We start from the raw sequence: 22,452 nt of genomic DNA on the forward strand, positions 1-22,452 counted from the left end.
GCGGATCAAGCTGTCGCGAGGGTCGGACGACCGGGACAATGCCTGTTAATGGCTTTGTCGTCTTTGTTGGCCGGTCGTTCGTGCCGCTGGGCACGCACGCTCGTTCTTCACTGCGGGGCGGTCGGTGCGCCGTTCCGGGCGAGCAGGACTTGGAAGCACTAACCGATGGGCGAGGGGTACGCATGACCGACACCGGCCAGGTCCCGGGCGAGGGACTGCCGGAGAACGCAGGCATGGTGGAGCAGCCGGGCGTTCTCGCCCCGGGCGCGTACACCTTCCTCGAACCCTCCGAGAACCCCGCCGAGGACGACGACCTGCTTCTCATGCCGGGCGCACAGGGAGCATGGGGCAACGAGGTGGCCCCGCCGCCCCCGCAGCCCCTCGTCGAGGAGCAGCCTCTCGTCCATGAGCCGGGGCCGCACGAGACGGCCGGCCGGGACAGCGGTTCGCTCGACCTCAGTGGCGTCCGCGTACCCGGCTCCGCGCCCGCCCCGCAGCCGACGGCGCCGCGCCGTCCGCTGCACCTCGGGCCGCCGACTCCGGACGGCTCCGCGAGCCCGGTGCGTTCGCTCGCCGACCGCGGCCCCGCCGCCGCGCCCATGGCCACCCCGACGAATCCCGTGACTTCCCCAACTCCGGTACGGCACGCCGGTCCCCCGACGACCGGTCCCGAGTACCTCGACGTATCGCAGCTCTCCGAGATCCCGCCGCAGGGCGCGGTGCCGTGGGGAGCACCGCCGGTGGGTCCCGAGGGGGCGGCTGCAGAAACGGTCGTCCCGTCGGCCGTCCAGGGCCCCGGGGCCGGAGTGGTCGCCGAGGCGCTGACGGTGCCGGAGGCGGCGCCGGCCGCGGAGGCCGCCGAGCCCGCGGAATTCGCCCCGGTTCCGCAGACAGCGGAAGCGGTCGAGGCGGTCGAGGCTCAGGGATTCGCGCAGGTGCCCCAGGCTCCGGAGGCCGCCCACACGCCCGAGGTGTCGGAGGGTCACTTCGTCCAGCAGGCGGTGGAGGTCGCGCCGAGCCCCGAGACCGGGCCGAGCCTTGAGGCCGAGCAGAGCTTCGAGAGGGCGCCGAGCCCCGAGAGCGGGCCGAGCTTCGAGGCCGAGCAGAGCTTCGAGGTGGCGGCGGGCCTTGAGGCCGCGCCCGCGCCGGACGGCTTCCCGGCCCCCGAGGTCCCGGAGGCGGCTCCCGGTTCGACGCCCTTCCCGGTGGCCCAGGACCTCCCGCACCTGGCCCCGACCGCGGACGACACCGCCGGGCACCTTGCCGACACCCCGGCACAGGTTTCCGAGGCGGGGGAGCCCTTGGTGACCGAGCAGGTGCTCCAGCCCGCGCCGGACCCGCAGTCGACGCCCGCGGACGACCCGGGGGCCACCGAACAGGCCCCCCCGCACGCGGACCGGGCCACCCACCTCGCCGAGCCCGTGGCTCAGGCGGTGGACCAAGCGCCCCGGTTCCCGGCTCAGGACGCCCGGTTCCCGGAAGCAGGTGTCCACACCCCGGAACCCGTGGTCCAGTTGGCGGACACCGGCGTGGAGCCCGCGTCCCACGCGCAGGCCGCGCAGCCCGAGTTCGCCCCGGAACCCCTCGTGGTGTCCGCCGCCCACGCCGCAGCCGAGGCCCAGGCGCAGGTGGCGCACGCCGCGGACGACTCGTACGGACACGCACTCCCCGGCGTCGAGGCCTTCCCGGTCCAGGCCGCGCAGTTCGCGGTCCCCGCCGCGGCCCACGCCGCGTTCGCCGAGGCCGGTGCCGGTGTACCGGTCGGCGTGGCCGCCCACGCTCAGGCGCCGCACGCGGCCACGAACCAGTCGCACGGTGAGCACCGCCCGGGCGACACGGCAGGCGCCGGAGTCCAGGGCGCCCCCCTGGACTCCGCCGCGGACCAGCCCCTCGGCCGGTTCGTGCCCGTCGAGGGCACGGTGCCGACGACCCCGCACCTGGCCCCGACTCCGCCGCACGCCATGACCGTGCCGCCGCTGCCCGCGGAGGAGCGGCCCCCGGTCGAAGAGCCCCCGGCGATGGCGGAAGCGGTGGAGAGCCAGGAGGCTCCCCTCGCCCCTCTCGCCGAGGCGGAGCCCGCCATCGAGGCGGAGCCCGTCGTCCCGGTTCCCGCGCCCCGCGCGGCCGAAGCCGAGACGCCCCCCGTACCGGAGCCGTTCGAGGCGGACCCGGAGCCCGTAGTAGTCGCACAGCAAGCGGACGACCTGGACACCCAGGTCGCCGACCAGGAAGAGAGCACGGCCGCAGTGGAAGACGTACGAGAGTCCACCGGCCCCGCGGCCCCCGGCTACGACGACGCCGAGCGCGAGGCCGTGCTGCGCGTGATGCGCGAGCGCCGCGACATCCGCAACGGCTTCCGCAGCGACCCGATCCCGCACGACGTGCTGCTGCGGGTCCTTGAGGCCGCGCACACCGCGCCGTCCGTCGGCCACTCCCAGCCCTGGGACTTCGTCGTCATCCGCTCCGCCGAGACCCGGCGCACGATGCACGAACTGGCCGCCCGTCAGCGCGAGGCGTACGCCAAGTCGCTGCCCAAGGGGCGCGCGAAGCAGTTCAAGGAACTGAAGATCGAGGCCATCCTCGACACCCCGGTGAACATCGTCGTCACCGCCGACCCGACCCGCGGCGGCCGTCACACCCTGGGCCGTCACACCCAGCCCCAGATGGCCCCGTACTCCTCCGCGCTCGCGGTCCAGAACCTGTGGCTCGCGGCCCGCGCCGAGGGCCTCGGCGTCGGCTGGGTCAGCTTCTTCGACGAGCGCGAGATGGTCCGCGCCCTCGGCCTGCCCGAGCACCTGGACGTGGTGGCCTACCTCTGCGTCGGCTACGTCGACGAGTTCCCCGAGGAGCCCGAGCTGATGCAGGCCGGCTGGTCCAAGCGCCGCCCGCTGTCCTGGGTCGTGCACGAGGAGACGTACGGCCGTCGCGCGCTGCCCGGTGAGGAGCCGCACGACCTGCTCGCCGAGACGGTCTCCAACATCCGCCCGCTGGACGCCAAGGCGCTCGGTGAGGCGTGGGAGCGCCAGAAGCGGATGACCAAGCCCGCGGGCGCGCTCGGCATGCTGGAGATCATCTCCGCGCAGCTGTCCGGCCTGTCCCGGATGTGCCCGCCGCCGATCCCGGAGCCCGCCGCCGTCGCGATCTTCGCGGGCGACCACGGCGTGCACGCCCAGGGCGTCACTCCCTGGCCGCAGGAGGTCACCGGTCAGATGGTGGCCAACTTCCTGGGCGGCGGCGCGGTCTGCAACGCCTTCGCCAACCAGGTGGGTGCCGAGGTCTGCGTCATCGACGTGGGCGTCGCCTCCGACCTTCCCGCGACCCCGGGTCTCCTCCCGCGCAAGGTCCGCGCGGGCACCGCCGACATGACGACCGGCCCCGCGATGACCCGCGAAGAGGTCACGGCCGCCATCGAGGTGGGCATCGAGACGGCCCGCGACCTCGTGGCGGCCGGCAACAAGGCCCTGCTGACCGGCGAGATGGGCATCGCCAACACCACCGCGTCGGCGGCCCTGATCTCCGTCTTCACGGACACCGACCCGTCCGAGGTGACGGGCCGGGGCACCGGCATCAACGACGAGACCCTCGCCCGCAAGACCGAGGTCGTGCGCCGCGCCATCGAACTCCACCAGCCGGACCCGGCCGACCCCATCGGTGTCCTCGCCGCGATCGGCGGCCTCGAACACGCCGCCATGGTCGGCCTGCTCCTCGGTGGCGCCTCCCTGCGTACGCCGGTGATCCTGGACGGGGTCAGCGCCGGCGCCGCCGCCCTCGTGGCCCGCGCCATCGCCCCCGAGGTCCTCGCGGCCTGCATCGCGGGTCACCGCAGCGCCGAGCCCGGCCACGTCGCCGCCCTGAACAAGCTGGGCCTGCGCCCCCTGGTCGACCTGGATCTGCGCCTCGGCGAGGGCACGGGCGCCCTGCTGGCGCTGCCGGTGGTCCAGAGCGCGGCGAGGGCGATGCACGAGGTGGCGACGTTCGACTCCGCAGGGGTCACCGAAAAGTAGACCGACGACGCACCCGCTCGTGCGGGGGTTCGGGGGCGCAGCCCCCACGCGGCGGAGCCGCACAGTGTCACCGCCGGGACAGGTCAGGACGGGGCGGGCTCAGGGAAGGAGCCCCTCCCGTCCCCGCCGTATCGTGGACCCGCATCCAAAACAGCACGTCAAGGCCGCTCCAGCCGAGCGCAGCGGCCCCGTACGAGGAGCCGCACCGCCATGGCCGAAAACCCCGCCTACCCCGTAGGCCTCCGCCTCACCGGTCGCCGCGTAGTCGTCCTCGGCGGTGGCCAGGTCGCCCAGCGCCGCCTCCCGGCGCTCATCGCGGCGGGCGCGGACATCCACCTCGTGTCGCCCGAGGCCACCCCCTCCGTCGAGGCGATGGCGGACGCGGGCGAGATCACCTGGACGAGGCGCCCGTACGAGGACGGCGATCTCGCCGACGCCTGGTACGCCCTGATCGCGACCAGTGACCGGCAGGCGAACACGGACGCCTCCGCCGAGGCGGAGCGCCACCGCGTCTGGTGCGTCCGCTCCGACGACGCCGACGCGGCGACCGCCTGGACCCCGGCCACCGGTCACAGCGAAGGCGTCACGGTCGCCGTCCTCACCACGAACGCCAAGGGCCGCGACCCCCGCCACACCGCCGCGATCCGCGACGCGGTGGTCGAGGGGCTGCGCGACGGGACCCTCGTGGCGCCCCACCACCGCACCCGCACCCCGGGTGTCGCCCTGGTCGGCGGCGGCCCCGGCGACCCCGACCTGATCACGGTCCGCGGCCGGCGACTGCTCGCCGAGGCCGACGTGGTCATCGCCGACCGCCTGGGCCCGCGCGACCTGCTCGCCGAACTCCCGCCGCACGTCGAGGTGATCGACGCGGCGAAGATCCCCTACGGCCGGTACATGGCCCAGGAGGCCATCAACAACGCGCTCATCGAGCACGCGAAGCAGGGCAAGTCGGTCGTCCGGCTCAAGGGCGGCGACCCGTTCGTCTTCGGCCGCGGCATGGAGGAGGCCCAGGCGCTCGCCGAGGCGGGCATCGCCTGCACGGTCGTCCCCGGCATCTCCAGTTCGATCTCGGTGCCGGGTGCGGCCGGTATCCCGGTCACCCACCGGGGTGTCGCACATGAGTTCACCGTGGTCAGCGGCCATGTCGCCCCTGACGACGAGCGATCCCTCGTCGACTGGCCGGCCCTCGCCCGGCTGCGCGGCACGCTCGTCGTCCTCATGGGCGTCGACAAGATCGGCAGGATCGCCGAGACCCTGATTGCGCACGGCAAGCCGGCCGACACCCCGGTCGCCCTCGTCCAGGAGGGCACGACCGCCGCCCAGCGCCGCGTCGACGCGACCCTGGCCACGGTCGCCGAGACCGTACGCGCCGAGGACGTGAAGCCCCCGGCGGTGATCGTCATCGGCGAGGTCGTGAACGTGGGTGTGCACAGCCCGCTGAACGCTTCCGAGTAACCACCGGTAACCCAACCCGTGCCCAGCCGTTGGCACCGCACCCAGGACAAGGCAGTATCACCCTGTGGCCGATCTCATCACCGTTGAGAACCCCGACGACCCGCGTCTGCGTGACTACACGGGCCTGACCGACGTGGAGCTGCGCCGTAAGCGCGAACCCGTCGAGGGCCTGTTCATCGCCGAGGGCGAGAAGGTCATCAGACGCGCCAAGGACGCCGGGTACGAGATGCGCTCGATGCTCCTGTCCGCCAAGTGGGTCGACGTCATGCGCGATGTCATCGACGAACTCCCGGCCCCGGTGTACGCGGTCAGCCCGGAGCTCGCCGAGCAGGTGACCGGCTACCACGTGCACCGGGGCGCGCTCGCGTCCATGCAGCGCAAGCCGCTGCCGACGGCCGAGGAACTCCTGCGGTCCGCGCGCCGGGTGGTGGTGATGGAGGCGGTCAACGATCACACCAACATCGGTGCGATCTTCCGCTCCGCCGCGGCCCTCGGCATGGACGCGGTCCTGCTCTCCCCGGACTGTGCGGACCCGCTCTACCGCCGCTCCGTGAAGGTCTCGATGGGCGCGGTCTTCTCGGTCCCGTACGCCCGTCTCGAGACCTGGCCCAAGGGCCTGGAGACGGTCCGCGACGCGGGCTTCAACCTGCTCGCCCTCACCCCGGACGAGAAGGCGAGGTCCCTGGACGAGGCGGCCCCGCACCGGATGGACCGGGTTGCGCTGATGCTGGGCGCGGAGGGCGACGGCCTGTCCACGAAGGCCCTGATGGCGGCGGACGAATGGGTCCGCATCCCGATGGCCCACGGCGTCGACTCGCTCAACGTCGGCGCGGCGGCGGCGGTCGCCTTCTACGCGGTCGCGACGGGCCGCCCCCAGCTCTAGGCGTACTGATCACGAGTGTCAGCAACGCTCGTGATCAATGCACCCAGGCCCCGTCGTCAAAAACCTAGGGCCTGTCCAGTCGGCTCCGGTACTGCTTGGCCATCAGATCGCCGGACAGTGGCGCGTACGACGACTGTCCCTGTCGTACGTCCTTGCGCGTGCCCCCGTCGTCCAGCCCGCGTGCCGGCCCCTGGCAGCCCTGCGCCGCCGCGATGCCCAGCGCGACGAGCAGCGTCACCACGACGAACACGAAGAGCCGCTGACGCAGCAGTCGCGGATTGGCCGGCCGCCGCCCGGTCCCCGTGGTCCGGGGCGCGGGACGCCCGGCGCCGCTGCGAGGCGCGGGCCTGCTGCCGGAGCGGCCGGTACCCCGGGCGGGCGCGGGTCGCGCACCGGACTGCGGCGGCCGTGAGCCCCCGTTGGTGCCGCCCGTGCGCGGCGGCGGTGTGCCCTGCGGGCGGCGCTGGGTGGGCTGCTCGGCGTACTGCTCGGCCAGGCGCCCCGTCGGCCGGTCGGGATCACTGCGCTGCGCGGGCGGCCGGACGTCCGCCATGCCCTGCGCCTCGCGGGCCGCGATCTCCTTGAGTCGCAGGGAGAGTTGGAGCGTGCTGGGACGCTCCTCGGGGTCCTTGGCCAGACACGCGCGGACGAGCGGAGCCAGCGCGTCCGGAACACCGTGCAGCTGCGGTTGCTCGTGCACCACTCGGTACAGCATCACCTCGGAACTGCCGTGTCCGAAGGGCGAGTCGTTGGTCGCCGCGTACGCCAGCGTGGCGCCGAGCGCGAACACGTCGGTGGCCGGGGTGACGGCGGCGCCGCGCACCTGCTCGGGCGCGAGGAACCCGGGCGAGCCGACCGCCGTACCGACGTGCGTCAGCGTGCTCGCCCCCGTCGCCCAGGCGATGCCGAAGTCGATGATCCGCGGCCCCTTCGGGGACAGCAGGATGTTGGACGGCTTGAGGTCCCGGTGCACGACACCGGCCTCGTGCACGGCGACGAGCCCCTCGGAGAGCGCGGCCCCGACGGCGGCCACGTCGGCGGCCGACATCGGGCCCTCCTCGGCGACCTTGTCGTGCAGCGAGGGCCCCGGCACGTACTGCGTGGCGAACCACGGCCGGTCCGCCTCGAGATCGGCGGCCACGAGCCGCGCCGTGCAGCCGCCCCTGATCCGCCGGGCCGCCGAGACCTCGCGGGCGAACCGTGACCGGAACTCCTGATCCTCCGCCAGATCCGGTCGGATCACCTTCAGCGCGACCCGCTGGCCACGGCGGTCGGAGCCCAGGTAGACCACGCCCATTCCACCCGCGCCGAGCCGCCTGTGAAGCCTGAACGAGCCGACGACACGCGGGTCCTCGCGCCTCAGGCGCATCATCGCCATGTCCATCCCCGCTGCCCGGTCCGTTTGACGAGCCACAGCTTACGTTTCCGCGGCCGGGTGCGCGCAGAGGCCGCGCCCTCACGGCCCGATCGATTGTCAGTGCCGGGTGGGAAACTTGAAAGACGGTCAGGGAATGCGAGAACACGGCTGCTTTGGGCTGCCCGTGATCCCAACCGTCCATCGCAGAAGGGGGATTGAACCTGTGAAGGGTGATCGCGTGGAGATAGTCGTGGACGCCGGGGACACGACGCGTACGTACGAGGTGGTGGCGAGCAGAGCGGGTCGCAGAGTGGAGACCGCGGTGCGTCGGGGGGTGGTGGAAGTGAGCGAAGTCACCCGAAGCGGATCAGTGGTGCGCACCGCCCGCTTCATGGCGACTCGGGTGCTGGCGCTGGTCGAGCAGCCGGTGCCGAGGGAGGACAGCTCGGAACAGTCCGGGCACACCGGACGCCTCCTCCGGGAAGACCCTGAGACCTAGGTCCTCATCTCCACCCAGGGGAGTACACCGCAGGTCATCGCTCATCCTCCGGGAGGCCCGGCAATCGGTACGAGGGCATGACGACCGATCGCCGCCGCACCCATAGATTTGAGGTCAAGCGGCGGGTGCAGCACTCGTCCCCCGAGGTCAGACACCCGCCGCTGCCAAACCACATAGATGCTCGGTCAGGAGAGGGACCATGGCCCACACGGCACCGCGGACGGCGATCCGCACAGGACGCAAGGCGTACAGCGCCGCGTTCCGCCCGCGTCGTCAGGGTCAGCGCCACCCCTTGGTGGCGACAGCGATGGTCCTTCCTCTGGCGGCCCTGCTCGTAGTCGTCTTCGGCGGCTGGGACGCGGTGGTCACGCAAGCGTCGTCCGTGGGCGTGATGCTGGGGCGCTGAGCGGCGCCCCAGGCCCGGAAGAGCGGTCCGGGCGGGGACATCCGGCCATGAAACCCCGTGGGGACGGGGGTGCGGCGGACGGCACAAATGCCCGCGCAGCTGGGGAGCTGCGCGGGCATTGTTCTGCCCTGACGCGGGGGCGGGAGCCGGGTTCCCTGACTGCGAACCGGTGGGGCTGACCGCGCAGTTCCCCGCGCCCCTGAAGGGGCGCTGCGCGCATCTTTCAGCCTGTCCGCGCTTGAGGACGAGGCCGTTCAGGCCGATGGGGGCGCGGGGGCGCAGCCCCACGGCCCAGGGGCGCGGGGAACTGCGCGACCGGCCCCCACCCACCCGCACCCGACGAACCCACCCGGGGATCCGGGGGGAGCCCCCGGGAACGGGAGGGGACTGGTAAGGGGCCGCGGGAGCGGAGAACGTACGCTCGCGAGGTACCGACCGCACACCCCAGGGGGCCCCGTGACCGCAGACGTGCTTCCCGCCCTGACCGCCGGGGCGCGCACCGCGGCCCACCCCGCCGACACCCTCTGCACACACCACGACTCCGTCCTCGCCGACCGCCACGACGGCACCGTCGTCCGCCACGGCGACACCGTGGCCAAGGCCCACGCCCCCGGCACGGACCACGCCGAACTCTCCCGCCGCCTCGAGCTCGCCGCACACCCCGCCCTCACCGGCATCCTCCTCGCCCCGCTCCGCCCGAAGCCCGTCGACCTCCACGGCCGCCCGGTCACCTTCTGGCCGTACGGCACCCCGGTCGACCCACAGACCCCCGAGGCCGCTCCCTGGGAGGCCGCCGCGATCCTGCTGGCCCGCCTCCACCGGACCCCCGCGCCGGACGGCCTGCCGCCCATGCGGGGCCCCGCCAAGGTGGCCCGGGCGATCGCCCGGCTGCGGACGGCGGGCCCGCACCCGGCGGCCGCCCCGGTGCTGCGCGCCTGGGCGGCCCTGCCCGCGTGGGCCCGCGCCGAGGCCCCCATGCCGCCCGCGGGGATCCTCTGCCACGGAGATCTGCACCTCGGCCAGCTCGTCCGTCACCCCGCGCCGACCGGCCCCTGGCTCCTCATCGATGTGGACGACCTCGGCGTGGGCGTGCCGACCTGGGATCTGGCCCGCCCGGCCGCCTGGTACGCCTGCGGTCTGCTCCCGCCCGACGAGTGGACCCGCTTCCTGACCGCCTACCGACGGGCCGGCGGCCCGGCCGTACCCGCCGACGGCGACCCCTGGCCCGCCCTGGACGTGGCGGCCCGCGCCCTCACCGTGCAGACCGCGGCCCTGGCGATCGCCAAGTCCGTGGGGGAGGAGCGCCCCTTGGACGAGGTGCAGCAGGCCGTGATCGACGCCTGTGACCGAATGGGAGCCGTCCCGCCCGAGTTGGCGCAGGCCCCGACCGCGTAGGGTGCAACCGTTCGAGGCCGGACAGTGTCTGTCCTGGTGGAAGCGGTACCGAACGGCGAGGAGTTGAGCCGAGCATGCAGTGTCCGAAGTGCCATGCGCCGATGCACACGTACAACCGCAATGGCGTCCAGATCGAGCAGTGCAGCGGCTGCCGCGGGATATTTCTCGACTACGGCGAGCTGGAGGCGCTGACGCGCGTGGAGGCCCAGTGGTCGCAGCCCGCGCCGCCCCCGCCCGCCCCGCAGGCCTACCCCTCGGCGCCCGCGCCCGCGTGGGGTGCCCCGCAGCACGGCGGACACGGAGGCCATGGCGGCGGTCACTACGGCGGGCACCAGCGCCACAAGAGCTTCGGCCACATGCTCTTCTCCTCCTGAGCACGAGCGGAGGAACGACCTGACACGACGAAGCCCCCGACCGTACGAGACGGTCGGGGGCTTCGGCTGGTGCGCGATACTGGGATTGAACCAGTGACCTCTTCCGTGTCAGGGAAGCGCTCTCCCGCTGAGCTAATCGCGCAGGTGACCCTGCAGAGGGTGCGGGTGGTGCGTACTGCGTGCGCGATACTGGGATTGAACCAGTGACCTCTTCCGTGTCAGGGAAGCGCTCTCCCGCTGAGCTAATCGCGCGGGGATCCAGATGGATCGGGTCCTTGCGGACCAGTGGACGATACTGGGATTGAACCAGTGACCTCTTCCGTGTCAGGGAAGCGCTCTCCCGCTGAGCTAATCGTCCTTGGAGGTGGAGACGGGATTTGAACCCGTGTAGACGGCTTTGCAGGCCGTTGCCTCGCCTCTCGGCCACTCCACCAGGAGTGTGGGGGTTCGGGATGATCCCCCTCTTCCTGCGAGCGGACGACCAGGTTCGAACTGGCGACCTCAACCTTGGCAAGGTTGCGCTCTACCAACTGAGCTACGTCCGCGCGTCGTTTCCGTTCGGCTTGCGCGTCCCGGCGACGTGTTGAACTCTAGCGGATTCCCGGGCCAGCACAAAAACGCGTTTGCGCAGCGTGCTGCGGTCTGTCCGGCAAAGGACACGGTCAGGGCACCCGCAGGTCACCCGACCTAGACTCGACTGCGTGCTCGACCTCCCTCCTCTCGCCCGTTTCGGTGGCCTCGTCGCGACCGGTCTTCTCGACGTCACCAGCGACCCCGCGGCCCTGGACTCGGCCGGTTTCTGGGCCGTCGCGGCCGACTTCGAGGGCGGCCTGCTCTGCGCCCGCTTCGCCGACGTACGCACCGAATCCGTGCCCGCCCCCGTCCCCGGGCAGTGGCAGGGGCCCACCTCCGGTGACTGGACGTCCTCCCTCGACCACGCCGCGTACACCGCCGGCGTACGCCGCATCCGCGCCCACATAGCCGCCGGCGAGGTCTACCAGGCCAACCTCTGCCGCGTCCTGTCCGCACCCCTCGCCCCCGACGCCGACATCGAGGCCCTCACCGCACTGCTGGCCCGCGGCAACCCGGCCCCCTACGCGGGAACGATCCGGCTGCCCCGCCACGGCGTGGAGATCGCCACCGCCTCCCCCGAACTTTTCCTGCGCCGCACCGGCCCCGTCATCGAATCCGGCCCCATCAAGGGCACCGGACGCACCGAGGCCGACCTCCTCGACAAGGACCACGCCGAGAACGTCATGATCGTGGACCTCGTGCGCAACGACCTCGGCCGCGTCTGTGCCACCGGCACCGTCACCGTCCCCGATCTGTGCGTCGTCGAAAAACACCCCGGGCTGGTCCACCTCGTCTCCACCGTCCGCGGTCGCCTGCGCGCCGGCACCGGCTGGCCCGAACTGCTGGCCGCCGTGTTCCCGCCCGGCTCCGTCACCGGAGCCCCCAAAACCAGCGCCCTGACCATCATCGAGGCCCTGGAGACCGCACCCCGCGGCCCGTACTGCGGCGGCATCGGCTGGGTCGACGCCGACCGTGCCACCGCACAGCTCGCCGTCGGCATCCGCACCTTCTGGACCGACCGCGCCGAGGGCGTCCTGCGTTTCGGCACCGGCGCCGGCATCACCTGGGGCTCCGACCCCGAAAGGGAATGGCAGGAGACCGAGCTGAAGGCCGCGAGACTGCTCGCGGTAGCGTCGGGACAGTACGGAGACGCGTACGAAAGTGGAAGGACTCTCTGACGTGAAGATCTGGCTCGACGGTGGTCTGCAGGACATGGAGTCCGCCCGCGTCTCCGCCTTCGATCACGGGCTGACCGTGGGTGACGGCATCTTCGAGACCGTGAAGGCGGTGGAGGGACGGCCGTTCGCGCTGACCCGCCACCTCGACCGGCTGGTCCGCTCGGCGCGCGGCCTGGGGCTGCCCGCACCCGACCTCGACGAGGTGCGCCGCGCCTGCGCCGCCGTTCTGGACGCCAATCCGATGCCGCTCGGCCGACTGCGGATCACCTACACCGGTGGCTACGGCCCGCTCGGCTCCGACCGCGGCGAACACGGCCAGACCCTGCTCGTCGCCCTCGGCGAGTCCACCCGCCGCCCCGACTCCACCGCCGTGATCACGGTGCCCTGGACCCGTAACGAGCGCGGTGCCCTCACCGGCCTCAAGACCACCTCGTACGCCGAGAACGTCGTCGCCTTGGCCCGCGCGCGCGAACAGGGCGCGAGCGAGGCGCTGTTCGCCAACACGGTCGGGCAGCTGTGCGAGGGCACGGGGTCGAACGTCTTCGTCGTCCTCGACGGCGAGATCCACACCCCGCCCGTCGCCTCCGGCTGTCTCGCCGGCATCACGCGTGCGCTCGCCGTCGAGTGGACCGGCGCCAGGGAGACCGATCTTCCGCTGGATGTCCTGGAGCGTGCGGACGAGGTCTTCCTGACGTCCACGCTGCGGGACGTGCAGGGTGTGCACCGGGTCGACGGGCGCCAACTCCCGGGCGCGCCGGGCCCGGTGACCGCCAAGGCCATGCGGGTGTTCGAGGAGCGGGCCGGAAGTGACCTCGACCCGTAGAGGTCGGGCGTGGCACGTCAGCGCGCAAGAAGGACGACGGCAAAACAGGATGACGGCAAAACAGGATGACGACGGGGCACGGGACGGGTAGAACACCCCTGATGACCACCACCCTGCGGCCGACCGAGCCGCTTCAGCGCGGAGGTGACGGAGCGCTGTCCCGCCGCTACAAGGTGTGCGTGAACAGTCGTCCCGTGGGCGGGATCCACCTCTCCACGCATCCGGAGTACGGCCCCACCGTGGCCCGAGTCGGAGAGCTGTACGTCGAGGAACCCGACCGTGGGCGGGGCCGGGGCACGGTGGCCGTGCTCGCGGCCGAGGAGGTGGCCCGCGGCTGGGGCTGCAAACGCGTCGAGACGTCGGTGCCCGGGGACGCGGACGGTGTGCTCCGGCTCGCCACGACGCTCGGGTACGTCCTGAGCAACCGCGTCATGACCAAGCCCTTGGACGGCCCCGACCCCGCACTGCCGGTCGGCAGTGTCGCCCGGCCCATGACCGAGGCCGAGTACGTGCCCTGGCTGGCGAAGGAGCGCGAGGAGTTCGCCCGCTCGCAGATCGAGCGGGGCGTGCCCCAGGCCGAGGCGTACCGCAAGACGGACCAGGGGCTCGCCCGGTTCCTGCCGGACGGACTGGCCAGCGAGAACACGGTGCTCAGCGTCCTGGAACACGAGGGGACCCCGGTCGGCACGCTGTGGCTGGGCCTGTGGCCCGACGCGGCGTTCGTGCTCGGCGTCGAGACCGGCCCGGAGCACCGGGGCCGCGGCCATGGGCGCACCCTGATGCTGCTGGCCGAGGCCCGGGCGGTGGCCGGCGGGAGGGACCGCATCGGCCTCAACGTGTTCGCGGGGAACACCCCGGCGGAGAAGCTGTACGAGTCACTCGGCTATACGACGAGCGAGTACTACCTCTACAAGAACCTGCTCTGAACCACTTCTACAAGAACCTGCTCTGAATCACTTCGCGAGAACGAGGACTACGCGTCCTCGGCCAACAGGCGGTCGGCGATCTCCTCGATGCGCTCGCGCAGGCCCTCCTGGCTCTTGCCGCCGTCGAGCCGCTCGCCGCCGATGACGTACGTCGGGGTGCCGGTCACGCCGATGGCCTTGCCCTCGGCCTGGTCGGCGTCGACGATCAGGATGTGCCGGCCGTCGATCAGGGCGGTGTCGAACTCCTCGGCGTCCAGACCGAGTTCGCGGGCCACCTCGATCAGGAAGGGCTCGCCCTTGCGGTCCAGTTCCTCGACACGGTCGAGGACCGCCTCGACGTACGGCCAGGACCGGCCCTGCTCCGCGGCCTCCTCGGCGGCCTGCGCGGCGGCGAAGGCGTGCTTGTGCTTCTCCAGCGGGAAGTGCCGCAGCCGCAGCTCCAGACGGTCGCCGTAGCGGGCGCGCAGCGCGCGCAGGTCGGCGAGGGCGCTGCGGCAGTCGGGGCACTGGAGTTCGCACCAGACGTCCAGGACGGCGGTGGCGCGGGCTGCGGAGGAGTCGTTCATGGCACCCAGTCTCCCAGCCCTGCCGACGGCGCCCCAACCGGGACCTGGGGAGGACCCCGACCCGGAGATGTCCCTGAGGTCCGCCCGGAGCATGGCATATCGGGCGTGGGGCGGTGCAGGATGGAAGGGACGAACCGACCCGCTCTGCCGAGCCCTGCCCTGGAGGACCGGATGATTGCCGAGACTGTCTGTTCCGCCGTCTCCGCGGCCGGCCTCGGCATCGCCGCGGTCACGGCCTACCGCAAGCGGTTCCTCTCCGCCGCCCGCATCGCCGCCTACTCGCTGGTGCCGGTCGGCCTGGTGATGACCGGAGTCGTCGGCTGGCTGGCCGACACCGCCTTCAGCCCCACCGCGTGGGCGGGCTTCGGTGTGCTGGGCGTGGCCTGGCTGCTGTTCATGACCACGCGGGCGGTGGAGCGGCGTGGCGGCGGGACCCGTAAGGAACGCAAGGCGGCCGCCCGGGCCGCCCAGCGGGAGGCGGTGGCCCCCGCGGCCTCGGCGCCCTCGCTGAGCCAGGGCTCCCGTCCGGCCGCCCGGCCCGCGACGACGCCCCGGGCCACGGGTTCCGACGACGACTTCAGCGACATCGAGGCCATCTTGAAGAAGCGCGGCATATGACGGACTGAAACGACACAGAGGATCATGGGAGAGCGCGGAAACGATCACGTTCGTGCCTGCTCATCGCGGATATTGGCGAACTCCCGGTCATTCCGGGCGTGTTGATCGCGGAGCGGGTGGTGGCTGCGTCATCATCGCCGCGAGATGCTGGACACAACACAGAGCGACACCGCCGCCCCTCCCGAGGAGCCGCGGGGTTGTCTCTACGCGCTTTCCCAGCCACCGCTGATGATCTTCCTTGCGGTGATCGGCTGTCTGCTGCTCATGGCTTCGCTGCACGACCTGCTGCTGCTCTGAGCCGTACACGGAGCCCCTGGCGTCACCCGCCGAGGGCTCCGTCAGCCCGCCGCGCGTCCAGCGTCCGTCAGTCCGCCGCGCCTCCAGCCTCCGTCAGCCCGCCGCTTCCTTGCGGCGCGCCCGATACGCCGCCACGTGGAGCCGGTTTCCGCAGGTCCGGCTGTCGCAGTAGCGGCGCGAGCGGTTCCGGGAGAGATCCACGAAGGCGTGCCGGCAGTCCGGGGCCTCGCAGCGCCGCAGCCGGTCCTGCTCTCCGGCGACCACGAAGAACGCCAGCGCCATCCCGCAGTCGGCCGCGAGGTGGTCGGCGACGGAGGCACCCGGCGCGAAGTAGTGCACGTGCCAGTCGTAGCCGTCGTGGTCGGTGAGCCGAGGCGTGGTGCCCGCGACGGCGACCAGCTCGTTGATGAGGCCCGCGGCGGTACGGGGGTCGTCGGCGGCGAAGACACCGGCGAACCGGCCGCGGACCGCGCGTACGGCCGCGAGGTCCTGCTCCGACAGCACGCCGACATCACTGATCCCGTGTTTTCGTACGAAATTGTCGAGGGACGCGACGTCCGCGAGCCCGTCCGGCGTGTCGTTCTCCGCCGCGGTGTTCACCAGGTCCACCACGGCGTCGAGAGAGCGCCGGGTGTCGTGGGTGATCAGCACGTTTCGCTCCCTGGCCTGGGGGTCGGGCGGGCGCCCTCCGATGCTGGCCGATCGTAGTGGCTTCCTGGGGTGGGGGAGCGGGGGCGGTCGATCTGCACACGGTCCGCCACGACTCCGGGCCGGATCACGGGCCAGTCATGGGCCGGATCACGGGCCAGTCATGGGCCGGTTCACGGGCCGCGAACGGCACCTTGAACCCGCCCGAAAACAGCCTCAGCCCCGTGCGGGCCGACGCTGAGCCTGGGTCGGCCCGACCCGACCCGGCGCCTGCCCCGTGCCCCGGGCGGCGCCCTCGTCGGCTCTCAGACGCTCTGTCCGGCCCGCGTCGGCGTCCCCGCCCGGGCAGGGCAGGAAGGCCCGCCCCGGCCCCGTGCACCGGCGCTGGGGCCGTCGAGGCCTGCCGTCGACCACGCGCACCGACGCCGCCCCCGCGGGAGTCCGCGGCGACGGCGCCGGTGTTCGTGCCCTTTGCGGTGGTGCCCATTGCAGATGTTTAGGCCCGAGCCGTCTCCCCGAGTGGACGGCGCCGGGCGGCTCTATGGGGGTCTCGTCAGCTCTCGGCCAGGATGTGGGAGAGCTCCGTGTCGAGATCGAAATGCCGGTGTTCCGTGCCGGGGGGCACGGCGGCGTCCGTCCGCTTCAGGAACGATTCCAGGGCCCGCGCCGGGGCTTCCAGGAGGGCTTCGCCCTCCGGGGAGCTCAGGGCGATGCATACGACGCCCTGGCCATGACTCCGGGACGGCCAGACTCGGACGTCGCCGGTACCGGTGGGCCGATGCAGGCCCTCGGCGAGGAGGTCGCGGGCGAACACCCACTCGACGGTTTCCTCGGCTCCGGTGTGGAAGGTGGCGTGCACGGCGTAGGGATCGGCCGTGTCATACCGCAGTCCTGCGGGTACAGGCAGTGAGGACTCGCTCGACACAACGAGGCGCAGGTGCAGCTCGCAGCTGACCGTGGTGTTCATAAGCGCCAGGGCCTTTCGCTCAGTGTGCGCTCGGGGATTCGCACGTCGGCGAAATCGACATGCCACCTACGGTGCCGTTGTAAACCCCTCTGAGTGTTTTGCGTGTCTTTACGTAACTCTTCCGGCCGAGGGCAGGTTCGCCGGATAGGGCCATTCCGGTGACCGGTTTCTCTCCGGTAGGGTTTGGCCGTATGAATACGGGGAGTGACGAGCCGGGCGAGGTCGCCACGGCCGATGGTGAGACGAAGATCGAGGGGCCCATCGGATCGCGGGCGCCGGAATTCATCAAGGCCCGCCGTGCGCTGCATCTGAGCTGGCAGGTGGGTGTTTTCATCGTGGGGCTCGCGGTGGTCGGCGCGGGCGTGATCATGCTTCCGCTGCCGGGCCCCGGTTGGCTGGTGATCTTCGGCGGCATGGCGATCTGGGCGACCGAGTTCGTCTGGGCGCAGCTGGTGCTCCGCTGGACGAAGCGCAAAGTCACGGAGGCGACACAGCGGGCACTCGACCCGAAGGTGCGGCGCCGCAACATCATTCTCACGAGTGTCGGTGTCGTGATCGTCGCGGCGCTCGGTGGCGTCTACCTCTGGAAGTTCGGCGTTCAGATGCCGTGGAACATCCAGGAATGACCGACGGGGGAAGGTCCCTCCTGGAGGCTCCTTGGCTGGTCGGAGCCACCCCTGACATGGGGTAATGTTCTCCCTGCGCCCGGGCGATTAGCTCAGCGGGAGAGCGCTTCGTTCACACCGAAGAGGTCACTGGTTCGATCCCAGTATCGCCCACCAGCACGACAGGCGACCCAGTTCCACGCATCATGTGGACAGGGTCGCCTTCGTCATTTCCGCACCACCCCGCAGGGGCGGGAGGGTGCGCCGACGACACCGACGGACCGTACTCGGCGGCGGTGTCAGAACCGGTGGCGGTCCCCGCGCGGGTCGCCGGATTCGGGGCCGGAGTCACGGGCGCAGCCGCCATCGGAATCGGCGCCGGCGCCCCGCTCGGACCCAGCCCCGCCCACGCTCCCGACCACCTTCCGCACCCGGACTCCGGGCGAGCGGTAAACCTCTCTCAAGCCGCTGACCTCAGTAGATGCCCGTCCCTCCAGGGGGCGCCCGGCCGGCCTCCGCCCCACACCGGTGGTGTCCCGGCATGTGGTCCAGCCACGTGGACCACGCGGCTCCGCTCGCCCATCCGGCACCGCGCGTCGGCCGGACCGCCGCGCAGCTGTCCACACTGCTCGCGGGCATCGCCGCCGGGATGCGGCGCGACGTCGGGCGCGTCGCTGGGATTGGCCCGGGGAGCCTTGAGCCACGCGTAGCTACTCCGCACAGCTCCTCCGCGTCGCGGCACGCGCCCCCTGTATCGACCCGCCGACCAGGGCGAACACCGGACCGACGCGAGCGAGCCGCCGTCGGGGCGCGCATCGAGCGGTCCGCATCGCGGGGCGCCTCCACGCCGACCTGCCGACCAGGGCGAACGCCGGATCAGCGCGAGCGAGCCGCTGTTCGCGCCAGTCGTCCCGTATCGCGGCCCGCCCCCTGTATCGACCCGCCGACCAGGGCGAACACCGGACCGACGCGAGCGAGCCGCTGTTCGCGCCAGTCGTCCCGCATCGCGGCCCGCGCCTCCGCATCGACCCGCCGACCAGGGCGAACACCGGACCGACGCGAGCGAGCCGCTGTTCGCACCAGTCGTCCCGCATCGCGGCCCGCGCCTCCGCACCGACCCGCCGACCAGGGCGAACGCCCGACCGCCCGAGCAAGCCGCCGTCGGGACGCCCATCAACCGCCCGCGTCAGCACGACCCGCCCAGGCCCGTCCAGACCTACCAGGGCCCCATCCAGACGCACCAGTCCCCATCCAGACGCACCAGCCCCCATCCAGACCCACCAGTCCCCATCCAGACCCACCAGTCCCCGTCCAGGCCCCCCGAGCCCCCGAAGCCCACCCCCAGCCCACCTCTCCGCTCTCTCCGCCCCCATCAACCCCATCCATGCGTACGCCAGTTCGAACACCATCCCCTCGCGAAGACCCACCCCCCAACCCCCTCACTCTCGGTCCGCCCACCCCTCCTCCGCCCCCGCATCCCCCCGGCACGGCACTTGTTTTCGGCCCGGCCCCTCGCTCGACCGATCCACCGTTTCCCGTTCGAAACACCGACCGCACGCCCCGGACCTGCACCTTCAGGCATCCCCGCGGGAGCGGCACCCCCCACACCCGTCGCCACGCGGCCGAACCGCGTCACATCAATTCCTGTCCGAATCATTGACGCGCCTGGAAGCCCTCCGTACCTTGTGCCAGCAAGCGCTTACTTGAAACGATTCATGCAGGCGGCAACGACGTCGCGGGGAGGCCCGACTGTGGGTAACAACGGGAGTGTTGAGAGGCGTACGGTCCTCAAGGCGGCCGGAGCTTCACTGGCCACGCTGGGGCTGGCCGCGACGACGGGCTGCGGCGGGGACAGCGGCAGTTCCGGGGACGGGACGGTCACGATCCGGTACGCCTGGTGGGGTGCCGACGAGCGGGCGAAGAGGATCAACCAGTCCATCGCGCTCTTCGAGAAGAAGTACCCGAAGATCAAGGTGAAGACCGACTTCCAGGATTACGTGGCCTTTTGGGAGAAGTTCCAGACCCAGGCCGCCGGTGGAAATCCCCCGGACGTATTCCAGAACGCGGTCGGATTCCTGCGGAAGTACGACAAGAGAGGCATCCTGCTCGACCTCAAGCCTCAGATAGACGCGGGAAATCTGAGCCTCGACAACTTCCGCTCCGGAGTCGAGAAGGTCGGTCAGGTCGACGGAAAGCAGCTCGGTATTCCGGTCGGATCCAACACCATGTCACTTGTCATCGACGAGAAGGTGTTTGAGAAGGCGGGCGTCAAGCCGAAGCAGGGCTGGACCTGGGACGAGTACTTCGCTGCCCTCAAGAAGATCCACGACACCCAGAAGCTGGCCGGCGACACCGGCTACTTCAGCATCATGTACCTGTACGACCTCTACCTCCGGCAGAACGGCAAGGCGTTCTTCACCAAGGACGGACTCGGCTTCGACGAGGCCGACCTGACGGAGTGGTGGACGGACGGCTACAACCGCGTCAAGGCGGGCATCGTCACCGACCCCAAGCGGGTCGAGCAGGACAAGCCCAAGTCCTCGCTCTCGGCGGCCCACGGCGCCTCCGAGTTCACCTGGGACAACTTCACGGTCCGCTACACCGCCGAGGGCACCAGCACCTACGGCCTCGCGCCGATCCCGACCACCGACGGCAAGCAGACCGGTCAGTACCTCGCCTCCCTGATGCTGAGCGCCTCCGCCCGCACCAAGCACCCCAAGGAGGTCGCCCAGTTCATCAACTTCATGGTCCACGACCCCGAGGTCGGCAAGATCATGGGCTACGACCGGGGCATCCTCGCCACCACCGAGCAGTTCGACGCGTACAAGCCGTCCGACGCGCCCAACCAGGCGATCGCGAAGTACGAGACGGATGTCGCGGCGGCCGGGGTGCTCGGCACCATCACCCCGCACCCGGCGGGCGCCGACACCTGCGAGTCCGCCTTCCTGCGCATCGGCGGTGACATGTCGCAGGGCACGACGAAGGTCGCCGACGCGGTCAAGCAGTTCTTCTCCGAGGCGAAGACCGCCCTCGCCGCCTGATGGGAACCGCCGTGACGCTCGTCAAGGACTCTCCGCCCGACGCCCCGGAGATACGCCCCGAGGCCCCCGCCGCCAAAAAGCGGCGGGGGCGCCGGGAAAACCTCGCCGGCTATCTCTTCATGTCCCCGTGGATCGCGGGCTTCCTGCTGCTGACCGCGGGCCCGATGGCCGCCTCCCTCTACTTCGCGTTCACCGACTACAACCTCTTCAATTCGCCGAAGTGGATCGGCTTCGACAACTTCACCAAGATGTTCCACGATCCGCGGTGGCAGAAGTCGGTCGAGGTGACGGCCAAGTACGTCGTCATCGGCACCCCGCTCAAGCTGCTGCTCGCGCTCGGAGTGGCCCTGCTGCTCGCGCAGAGCCGACGGGGGCAGGCCTTCTACCGGGCCGCCTTCTACGCGCCTTCGCTCATCGGCGCGAGCGTCTCCGTCGGATTCGTGTGGCGCGCGCTCTTCTCCGACGACGCCATCGTGGACCGCACGCAGACGTTCCTCGGCTTCCACACGGGAGGCTGGGTCGGCGACCCGAACTGGGTGCTCTACAGCCTGGTCGCGCTCACCGTCTGGCAGTTCGGCGCCCCCATGGTGATCTTCCTCGCCGGACTCAAGCAGGTGCCGAGGGAGCTGTACGAGGCCGCGGAGGTGGACGGCGCCGGACCGTTCCGCAGGTTCTGGAACATCACCCTGCCGATGATCTCGCCGGTGCTCTTCTTCAACGTGCTCCTGGAGACCATCCACTCCTTCCAGATCTTCGGCTCGGCGTACGTGGTCTCCAACGCCACCTGCGGACCGGCGGACGCCACGCTCGTCTACACCTGCTACCTGTACCAGAAGGGCTTCAAGGAGTCCCAGATGGGCTTCGCGTCCGCCATGGCCTGGATGCTGCTGCTCGCCGTGGCGCTGGTGACGGCCGTCCTCTTCTGGTCCCAGAAGCGGTGGGTGCACTACGAGGAGGACGCCCGATGAGCACCACCCTGCGCAAGCCACTGGAGGCCGGCAGCCGCAAGCGCACCGGCTCGCTGGTCTGGCACATCGGCGCCCTCCTGATCCTCGCGGTCGTCCTCTATCCCGTCATCTGGGTCATCGGCGCCTCGTTCAAGCCCAGCCGGGACATCATCGGCAGCCTGAACCTGTTCCCGACCAGCCCCGTCCTCGGCAACTTCAAGGGCCTGGCCGACGGCATCGCGGACATCTCGATCGCGACCTTCTTCCAGAACTCCCTCTTCTACGCGCTCGGCTCCGTCGTCGGCATCGTCATCTCCTGCTCGCTGACGGCCTACGCCTTCGCCAAGATCCGGTTCGCCGGCCGGAACCTGCTGTTCTCCCTCATGATCGGCACGCTTCTGCTGCCGTATCACGTGCTGCTCATCCCGCAGTACGTGATGTTCCAGAAGATGGAGCTGGTCAACACCTACGTTCCGCTGCTGATCGGCAAGTACCTGGCCACCGAGGCGTTCTTCGTCTTCCTCATGGTCCAGTTCATGCGGAACCTGCCGCGCGAACTGGACGAGGCAGCCCGGCTCGACGGCTGTGGCCATCTGCGGATCTACTGGTCGATCGTGCTGCCGTTGTCCCGGCCCGCGCTCATCACCAGCGCGATCTTCACCTTCATCAACGCCTGGAACGACTTCATGGGCCCGCTGATCTACCTCAACGAGCCCAGCAAGTACACGGTCTCGCTCGGCATGATGATGTTCCGCGACCAGGAGGGCGTCGCCAACTACGGCGGCATGATCGCGATGTCACTGGTCGCCCTGCTGCCCGTGCTCCTCTTCTTCCTCGCCTTCCAGCGGTATCTGATCGACGGTATGGCGACCTCCGGATTGAAGGGCTGA

General features: G+C 71.2%; 20 protein-coding genes and 6 tRNA genes. 17 read left to right on the forward strand and 9 right to left on the reverse strand.

Annotation, left to right across the window (positions count from 1 at the left end; genetic code table 11):
- Window positions 1-182 precede the first annotated feature (182 nt).
- From cobT to ACIRA5_RS27625, 3 genes are all read left to right on the forward strand, one after another.
- Window positions 183-4,004 carry a nicotinate-nucleotide--dimethylbenzimidazole phosphoribosyltransferase gene (gene cobT / locus ACIRA5_RS27615; RefSeq protein WP_403694790.1) on the forward strand — a complete coding sequence of 1,274 codons (3,822 nt, stop codon included), beginning with the start codon at window positions 183-185 and terminating at the stop codon, window positions 4,002-4,004.
- Window positions 4,005-4,214: 210 nt separating this feature from the next.
- The gene (gene cobA / locus ACIRA5_RS27620; protein ID WP_403694792.1) at window positions 4,215-5,459 is read left to right on the forward strand and encodes a uroporphyrinogen-III C-methyltransferase; all 1,245 of its coding nucleotides are present in this window, start codon (window positions 4,215-4,217) and stop codon (window positions 5,457-5,459) included.
- Between the two features lie 64 nt (window positions 5,460-5,523).
- Complete coding sequence (locus tag ACIRA5_RS27625; protein WP_060902351.1) at window positions 5,524-6,342, forward strand: RNA methyltransferase; 819 nt, start codon at window positions 5,524-5,526, stop codon at window positions 6,340-6,342.
- Window positions 6,343-6,406: 64 nt separating this feature from the next.
- Here ACIRA5_RS27625 and ACIRA5_RS27630 read toward each other — a convergent pair whose 3' ends face one another.
- The gene (locus tag ACIRA5_RS27630; protein ID WP_403694795.1) at window positions 6,407-7,726 is read right to left on the reverse strand and encodes a protein kinase; all 1,320 of its coding nucleotides are present in this window, start codon (window positions 7,724-7,726) and stop codon (window positions 6,407-6,409) included.
- A 196-nt stretch (window positions 7,727-7,922) separates the two neighbouring features.
- On the opposite strand from ACIRA5_RS27630, the gene ACIRA5_RS27635 reads away from it, so the two are divergent.
- The 4 genes from ACIRA5_RS27635 (at window position 7,923) to ACIRA5_RS27650 (ending at window position 10,373) form a co-directional block, all read left to right on the forward strand.
- Window positions 7,923-8,198, forward strand: a complete 276-nt coding sequence (locus tag ACIRA5_RS27635) for a hypothetical protein (protein ID WP_403694798.1) — start codon at window positions 7,923-7,925, stop codon at window positions 8,196-8,198.
- Window positions 8,199-8,397: 199 nt separating this feature from the next.
- Window positions 8,398-8,604: a hypothetical protein gene (locus ACIRA5_RS27640; RefSeq protein ID WP_054230606.1), complete on the forward strand. Its 207-nt coding sequence runs from the start codon at window positions 8,398-8,400 to the stop codon at window positions 8,602-8,604.
- Window positions 8,605-9,060: 456 nt separating this feature from the next.
- Window positions 9,061-9,999 carry an aminoglycoside phosphotransferase family protein gene (locus ACIRA5_RS27645; RefSeq protein WP_403694801.1) on the forward strand — a complete coding sequence of 313 codons (939 nt, stop codon included), beginning with the start codon at window positions 9,061-9,063 and terminating at the stop codon, window positions 9,997-9,999.
- Between the two features lie 74 nt (window positions 10,000-10,073).
- Window positions 10,074-10,373, forward strand: a complete 300-nt coding sequence (locus tag ACIRA5_RS27650; RefSeq protein ID WP_352047935.1) for a zf-TFIIB domain-containing protein — start codon at window positions 10,074-10,076, stop codon at window positions 10,371-10,373.
- A gap of 67 nt (window positions 10,374-10,440) precedes the next feature.
- On the opposite strand, the gene ACIRA5_RS27655 is transcribed toward ACIRA5_RS27650, so the two are convergent.
- The 5 genes from ACIRA5_RS27655 to ACIRA5_RS27675 all read right to left on the reverse strand — a co-directional run bounded on the left by ACIRA5_RS27655 (window position 10,441) and on the right by ACIRA5_RS27675 (window position 10,918).
- A tRNA-Val gene (locus ACIRA5_RS27655) sits at window positions 10,441-10,515 on the reverse strand.
- A 38-nt stretch (window positions 10,516-10,553) separates the two neighbouring features.
- A tRNA-Val gene (locus ACIRA5_RS27660) sits at window positions 10,554-10,625 on the reverse strand.
- Between the two features lie 34 nt (window positions 10,626-10,659).
- Window positions 10,660-10,731: transfer RNA gene (locus ACIRA5_RS27665), tRNA-Val, on the reverse strand.
- 1 nt (window position 10,732) lies between these two features.
- A tRNA-Cys gene (locus tag ACIRA5_RS27670) sits at window positions 10,733-10,806 on the reverse strand.
- Between the two features lie 39 nt (window positions 10,807-10,845).
- Window positions 10,846-10,918, reverse strand: a tRNA-Gly gene (locus ACIRA5_RS27675).
- Window positions 10,919-11,074: 156 nt separating this feature from the next.
- On the opposite strand from ACIRA5_RS27675, the gene ACIRA5_RS27680 reads away from it, so the two are divergent.
- The 3 genes from ACIRA5_RS27680 (at window position 11,075) to ACIRA5_RS27690 (ending at window position 13,873) form a co-directional block, all read left to right on the forward strand.
- Window positions 11,075-12,124, forward strand: coding sequence for a chorismate-binding protein (locus tag ACIRA5_RS27680; protein ID WP_403694804.1), 1,050 nt, complete (start codon window positions 11,075-11,077; stop codon window positions 12,122-12,124).
- Window position 12,125: 1 nt separating this feature from the next.
- Window positions 12,126-12,947, forward strand: a complete 822-nt coding sequence (locus ACIRA5_RS27685) for an aminotransferase class IV (RefSeq protein WP_403694807.1) — start codon at window positions 12,126-12,128, stop codon at window positions 12,945-12,947.
- A 101-nt stretch (window positions 12,948-13,048) separates the two neighbouring features.
- The gene (locus ACIRA5_RS27690; protein ID WP_403694809.1) at window positions 13,049-13,873 is read left to right on the forward strand and encodes a GNAT family N-acetyltransferase; all 825 of its coding nucleotides are present in this window, start codon (window positions 13,049-13,051) and stop codon (window positions 13,871-13,873) included.
- 47 nt (window positions 13,874-13,920) lie between these two features.
- On the opposite strand, the gene ACIRA5_RS27695 is transcribed toward ACIRA5_RS27690, so the two are convergent.
- A complete protein-coding gene (locus tag ACIRA5_RS27695; RefSeq protein ID WP_054230600.1) occupies window positions 13,921-14,439 on the reverse strand; it encodes a DsbA family protein in 519 nt (172 codons plus the stop codon).
- A gap of 171 nt (window positions 14,440-14,610) precedes the next feature.
- Here ACIRA5_RS27695 and ACIRA5_RS27700 point away from each other — a divergent pair, with 171 nt between their 5' ends.
- Window positions 14,611-15,057 (forward strand): hypothetical protein, encoded by a 447-nt coding sequence (locus tag ACIRA5_RS27700; RefSeq protein ID WP_097283920.1) that lies wholly within the window; start codon window positions 14,611-14,613, stop codon window positions 15,055-15,057.
- Between the two features lie 144 nt (window positions 15,058-15,201).
- Entirely contained in the window at window positions 15,202-15,354 is a 153-nt protein-coding gene (locus ACIRA5_RS27705; RefSeq protein WP_168490065.1) for a hypothetical protein, read from the forward strand.
- Window positions 15,355-15,447: 93 nt separating this feature from the next.
- Here the strand turns inward: ACIRA5_RS27705 and ACIRA5_RS27710 are convergent, their stop codons facing one another.
- Both ACIRA5_RS27710 and ACIRA5_RS27715 read right to left on the reverse strand, forming a co-directional pair.
- Window positions 15,448-16,005, reverse strand: a complete 558-nt coding sequence (locus ACIRA5_RS27710; RefSeq protein WP_352047930.1) for a CGNR zinc finger domain-containing protein — start codon at window positions 16,003-16,005, stop codon at window positions 15,448-15,450.
- A gap of 550 nt (window positions 16,006-16,555) precedes the next feature.
- Complete coding sequence (locus ACIRA5_RS27715) at window positions 16,556-16,969, reverse strand: SsgA family sporulation/cell division regulator (RefSeq protein ID WP_003959770.1); 414 nt, start codon at window positions 16,967-16,969, stop codon at window positions 16,556-16,558.
- A 191-nt stretch (window positions 16,970-17,160) separates the two neighbouring features.
- Between ACIRA5_RS27715 and ACIRA5_RS27720 the strand changes: the two genes are divergently transcribed.
- The 5 genes from ACIRA5_RS27720 to ACIRA5_RS27740 all read left to right on the forward strand — a co-directional run bounded on the left by ACIRA5_RS27720 (window position 17,161) and on the right by ACIRA5_RS27740 (window position 22,452).
- Window positions 17,161-17,595 carry a TIGR02611 family protein gene (locus ACIRA5_RS27720; protein WP_403695159.1) on the forward strand — a complete coding sequence of 145 codons (435 nt, stop codon included), beginning with the start codon at window positions 17,161-17,163 and terminating at the stop codon, window positions 17,593-17,595.
- A gap of 81 nt (window positions 17,596-17,676) precedes the next feature.
- Window positions 17,677-17,751: transfer RNA gene (locus ACIRA5_RS27725), tRNA-Val, on the forward strand.
- A gap of 1,538 nt (window positions 17,752-19,289) precedes the next feature.
- Window positions 19,290-20,615 (forward strand): ABC transporter substrate-binding protein, encoded by a 1,326-nt coding sequence (locus tag ACIRA5_RS27730; RefSeq protein WP_403694815.1) that lies wholly within the window; start codon window positions 19,290-19,292, stop codon window positions 20,613-20,615.
- 11 nt (window positions 20,616-20,626) lie between these two features.
- Complete coding sequence (locus ACIRA5_RS27735) at window positions 20,627-21,583, forward strand: carbohydrate ABC transporter permease (protein ID WP_403694818.1); 957 nt, start codon at window positions 20,627-20,629, stop codon at window positions 21,581-21,583.
- Entirely contained in the window at window positions 21,580-22,452 is an 873-nt protein-coding gene (locus ACIRA5_RS27740; RefSeq protein ID WP_403694821.1) for a carbohydrate ABC transporter permease, read from the forward strand. The genes ACIRA5_RS27735 and ACIRA5_RS27740 overlap by 4 nt, the downstream gene beginning before the upstream one ends.

Origin of the sequence: Streptomyces sp. NPDC096311 (genome assembly GCF_044763085.1) — a bacterium.
Taxonomy (GTDB): domain Bacteria; phylum Actinomycetota; class Actinomycetes; order Streptomycetales; family Streptomycetaceae; genus Streptomyces.

Excerpts from the sequence above, each read along its gene's own strand:
- cobT (WP_403694790.1), top strand. The coding sequence starts at position 183 with ATGACCGACACCGGCCAGGTCCCGGGCGAGGGACTGCCGGAGAACGCA.
- cobA (WP_403694792.1), top strand. The coding sequence starts at position 4,215 with ATGGCCGAAAACCCCGCCTACCCCGTAGGCCTCCGCCTCACCGGTCGC.
- ACIRA5_RS27630 (WP_403694795.1), bottom strand. The coding sequence starts at position 7,726 with ATGGACATGGCGATGATGCGCCTGAGGCGCGAGGACCCGCGTGTCGTC.
- ACIRA5_RS27640 (WP_054230606.1), top strand. The coding sequence starts at position 8,398 with ATGGCCCACACGGCACCGCGGACGGCGATCCGCACAGGACGCAAGGCG.
- ACIRA5_RS27650 (WP_352047935.1), top strand. The coding sequence starts at position 10,074 with ATGCAGTGTCCGAAGTGCCATGCGCCGATGCACACGTACAACCGCAAT.
- ACIRA5_RS27690 (WP_403694809.1), top strand. The coding sequence starts at position 13,049 with ATGACCACCACCCTGCGGCCGACCGAGCCGCTTCAGCGCGGAGGTGAC.
- ACIRA5_RS27695 (WP_054230600.1), bottom strand. The coding sequence starts at position 14,439 with ATGAACGACTCCTCCGCAGCCCGCGCCACCGCCGTCCTGGACGTCTGG.
- ACIRA5_RS27700 (WP_097283920.1), top strand. The coding sequence starts at position 14,611 with ATGATTGCCGAGACTGTCTGTTCCGCCGTCTCCGCGGCCGGCCTCGGC.
- ACIRA5_RS27705 (WP_168490065.1), top strand. The coding sequence starts at position 15,202 with ATGCTGGACACAACACAGAGCGACACCGCCGCCCCTCCCGAGGAGCCG.
- ACIRA5_RS27715 (WP_003959770.1), bottom strand. The coding sequence starts at position 16,969 with ATGAACACCACGGTCAGCTGCGAGCTGCACCTGCGCCTCGTTGTGTCG.
- ACIRA5_RS27720 (WP_403695159.1), top strand. The coding sequence starts at position 17,161 with ATGAATACGGGGAGTGACGAGCCGGGCGAGGTCGCCACGGCCGATGGT.
- ACIRA5_RS27730 (WP_403694815.1), top strand. The coding sequence starts at position 19,290 with ATGCAGGCGGCAACGACGTCGCGGGGAGGCCCGACTGTGGGTAACAAC.
- ACIRA5_RS27740 (WP_403694821.1), top strand. The coding sequence starts at position 21,580 with ATGAGCACCACCCTGCGCAAGCCACTGGAGGCCGGCAGCCGCAAGCGC.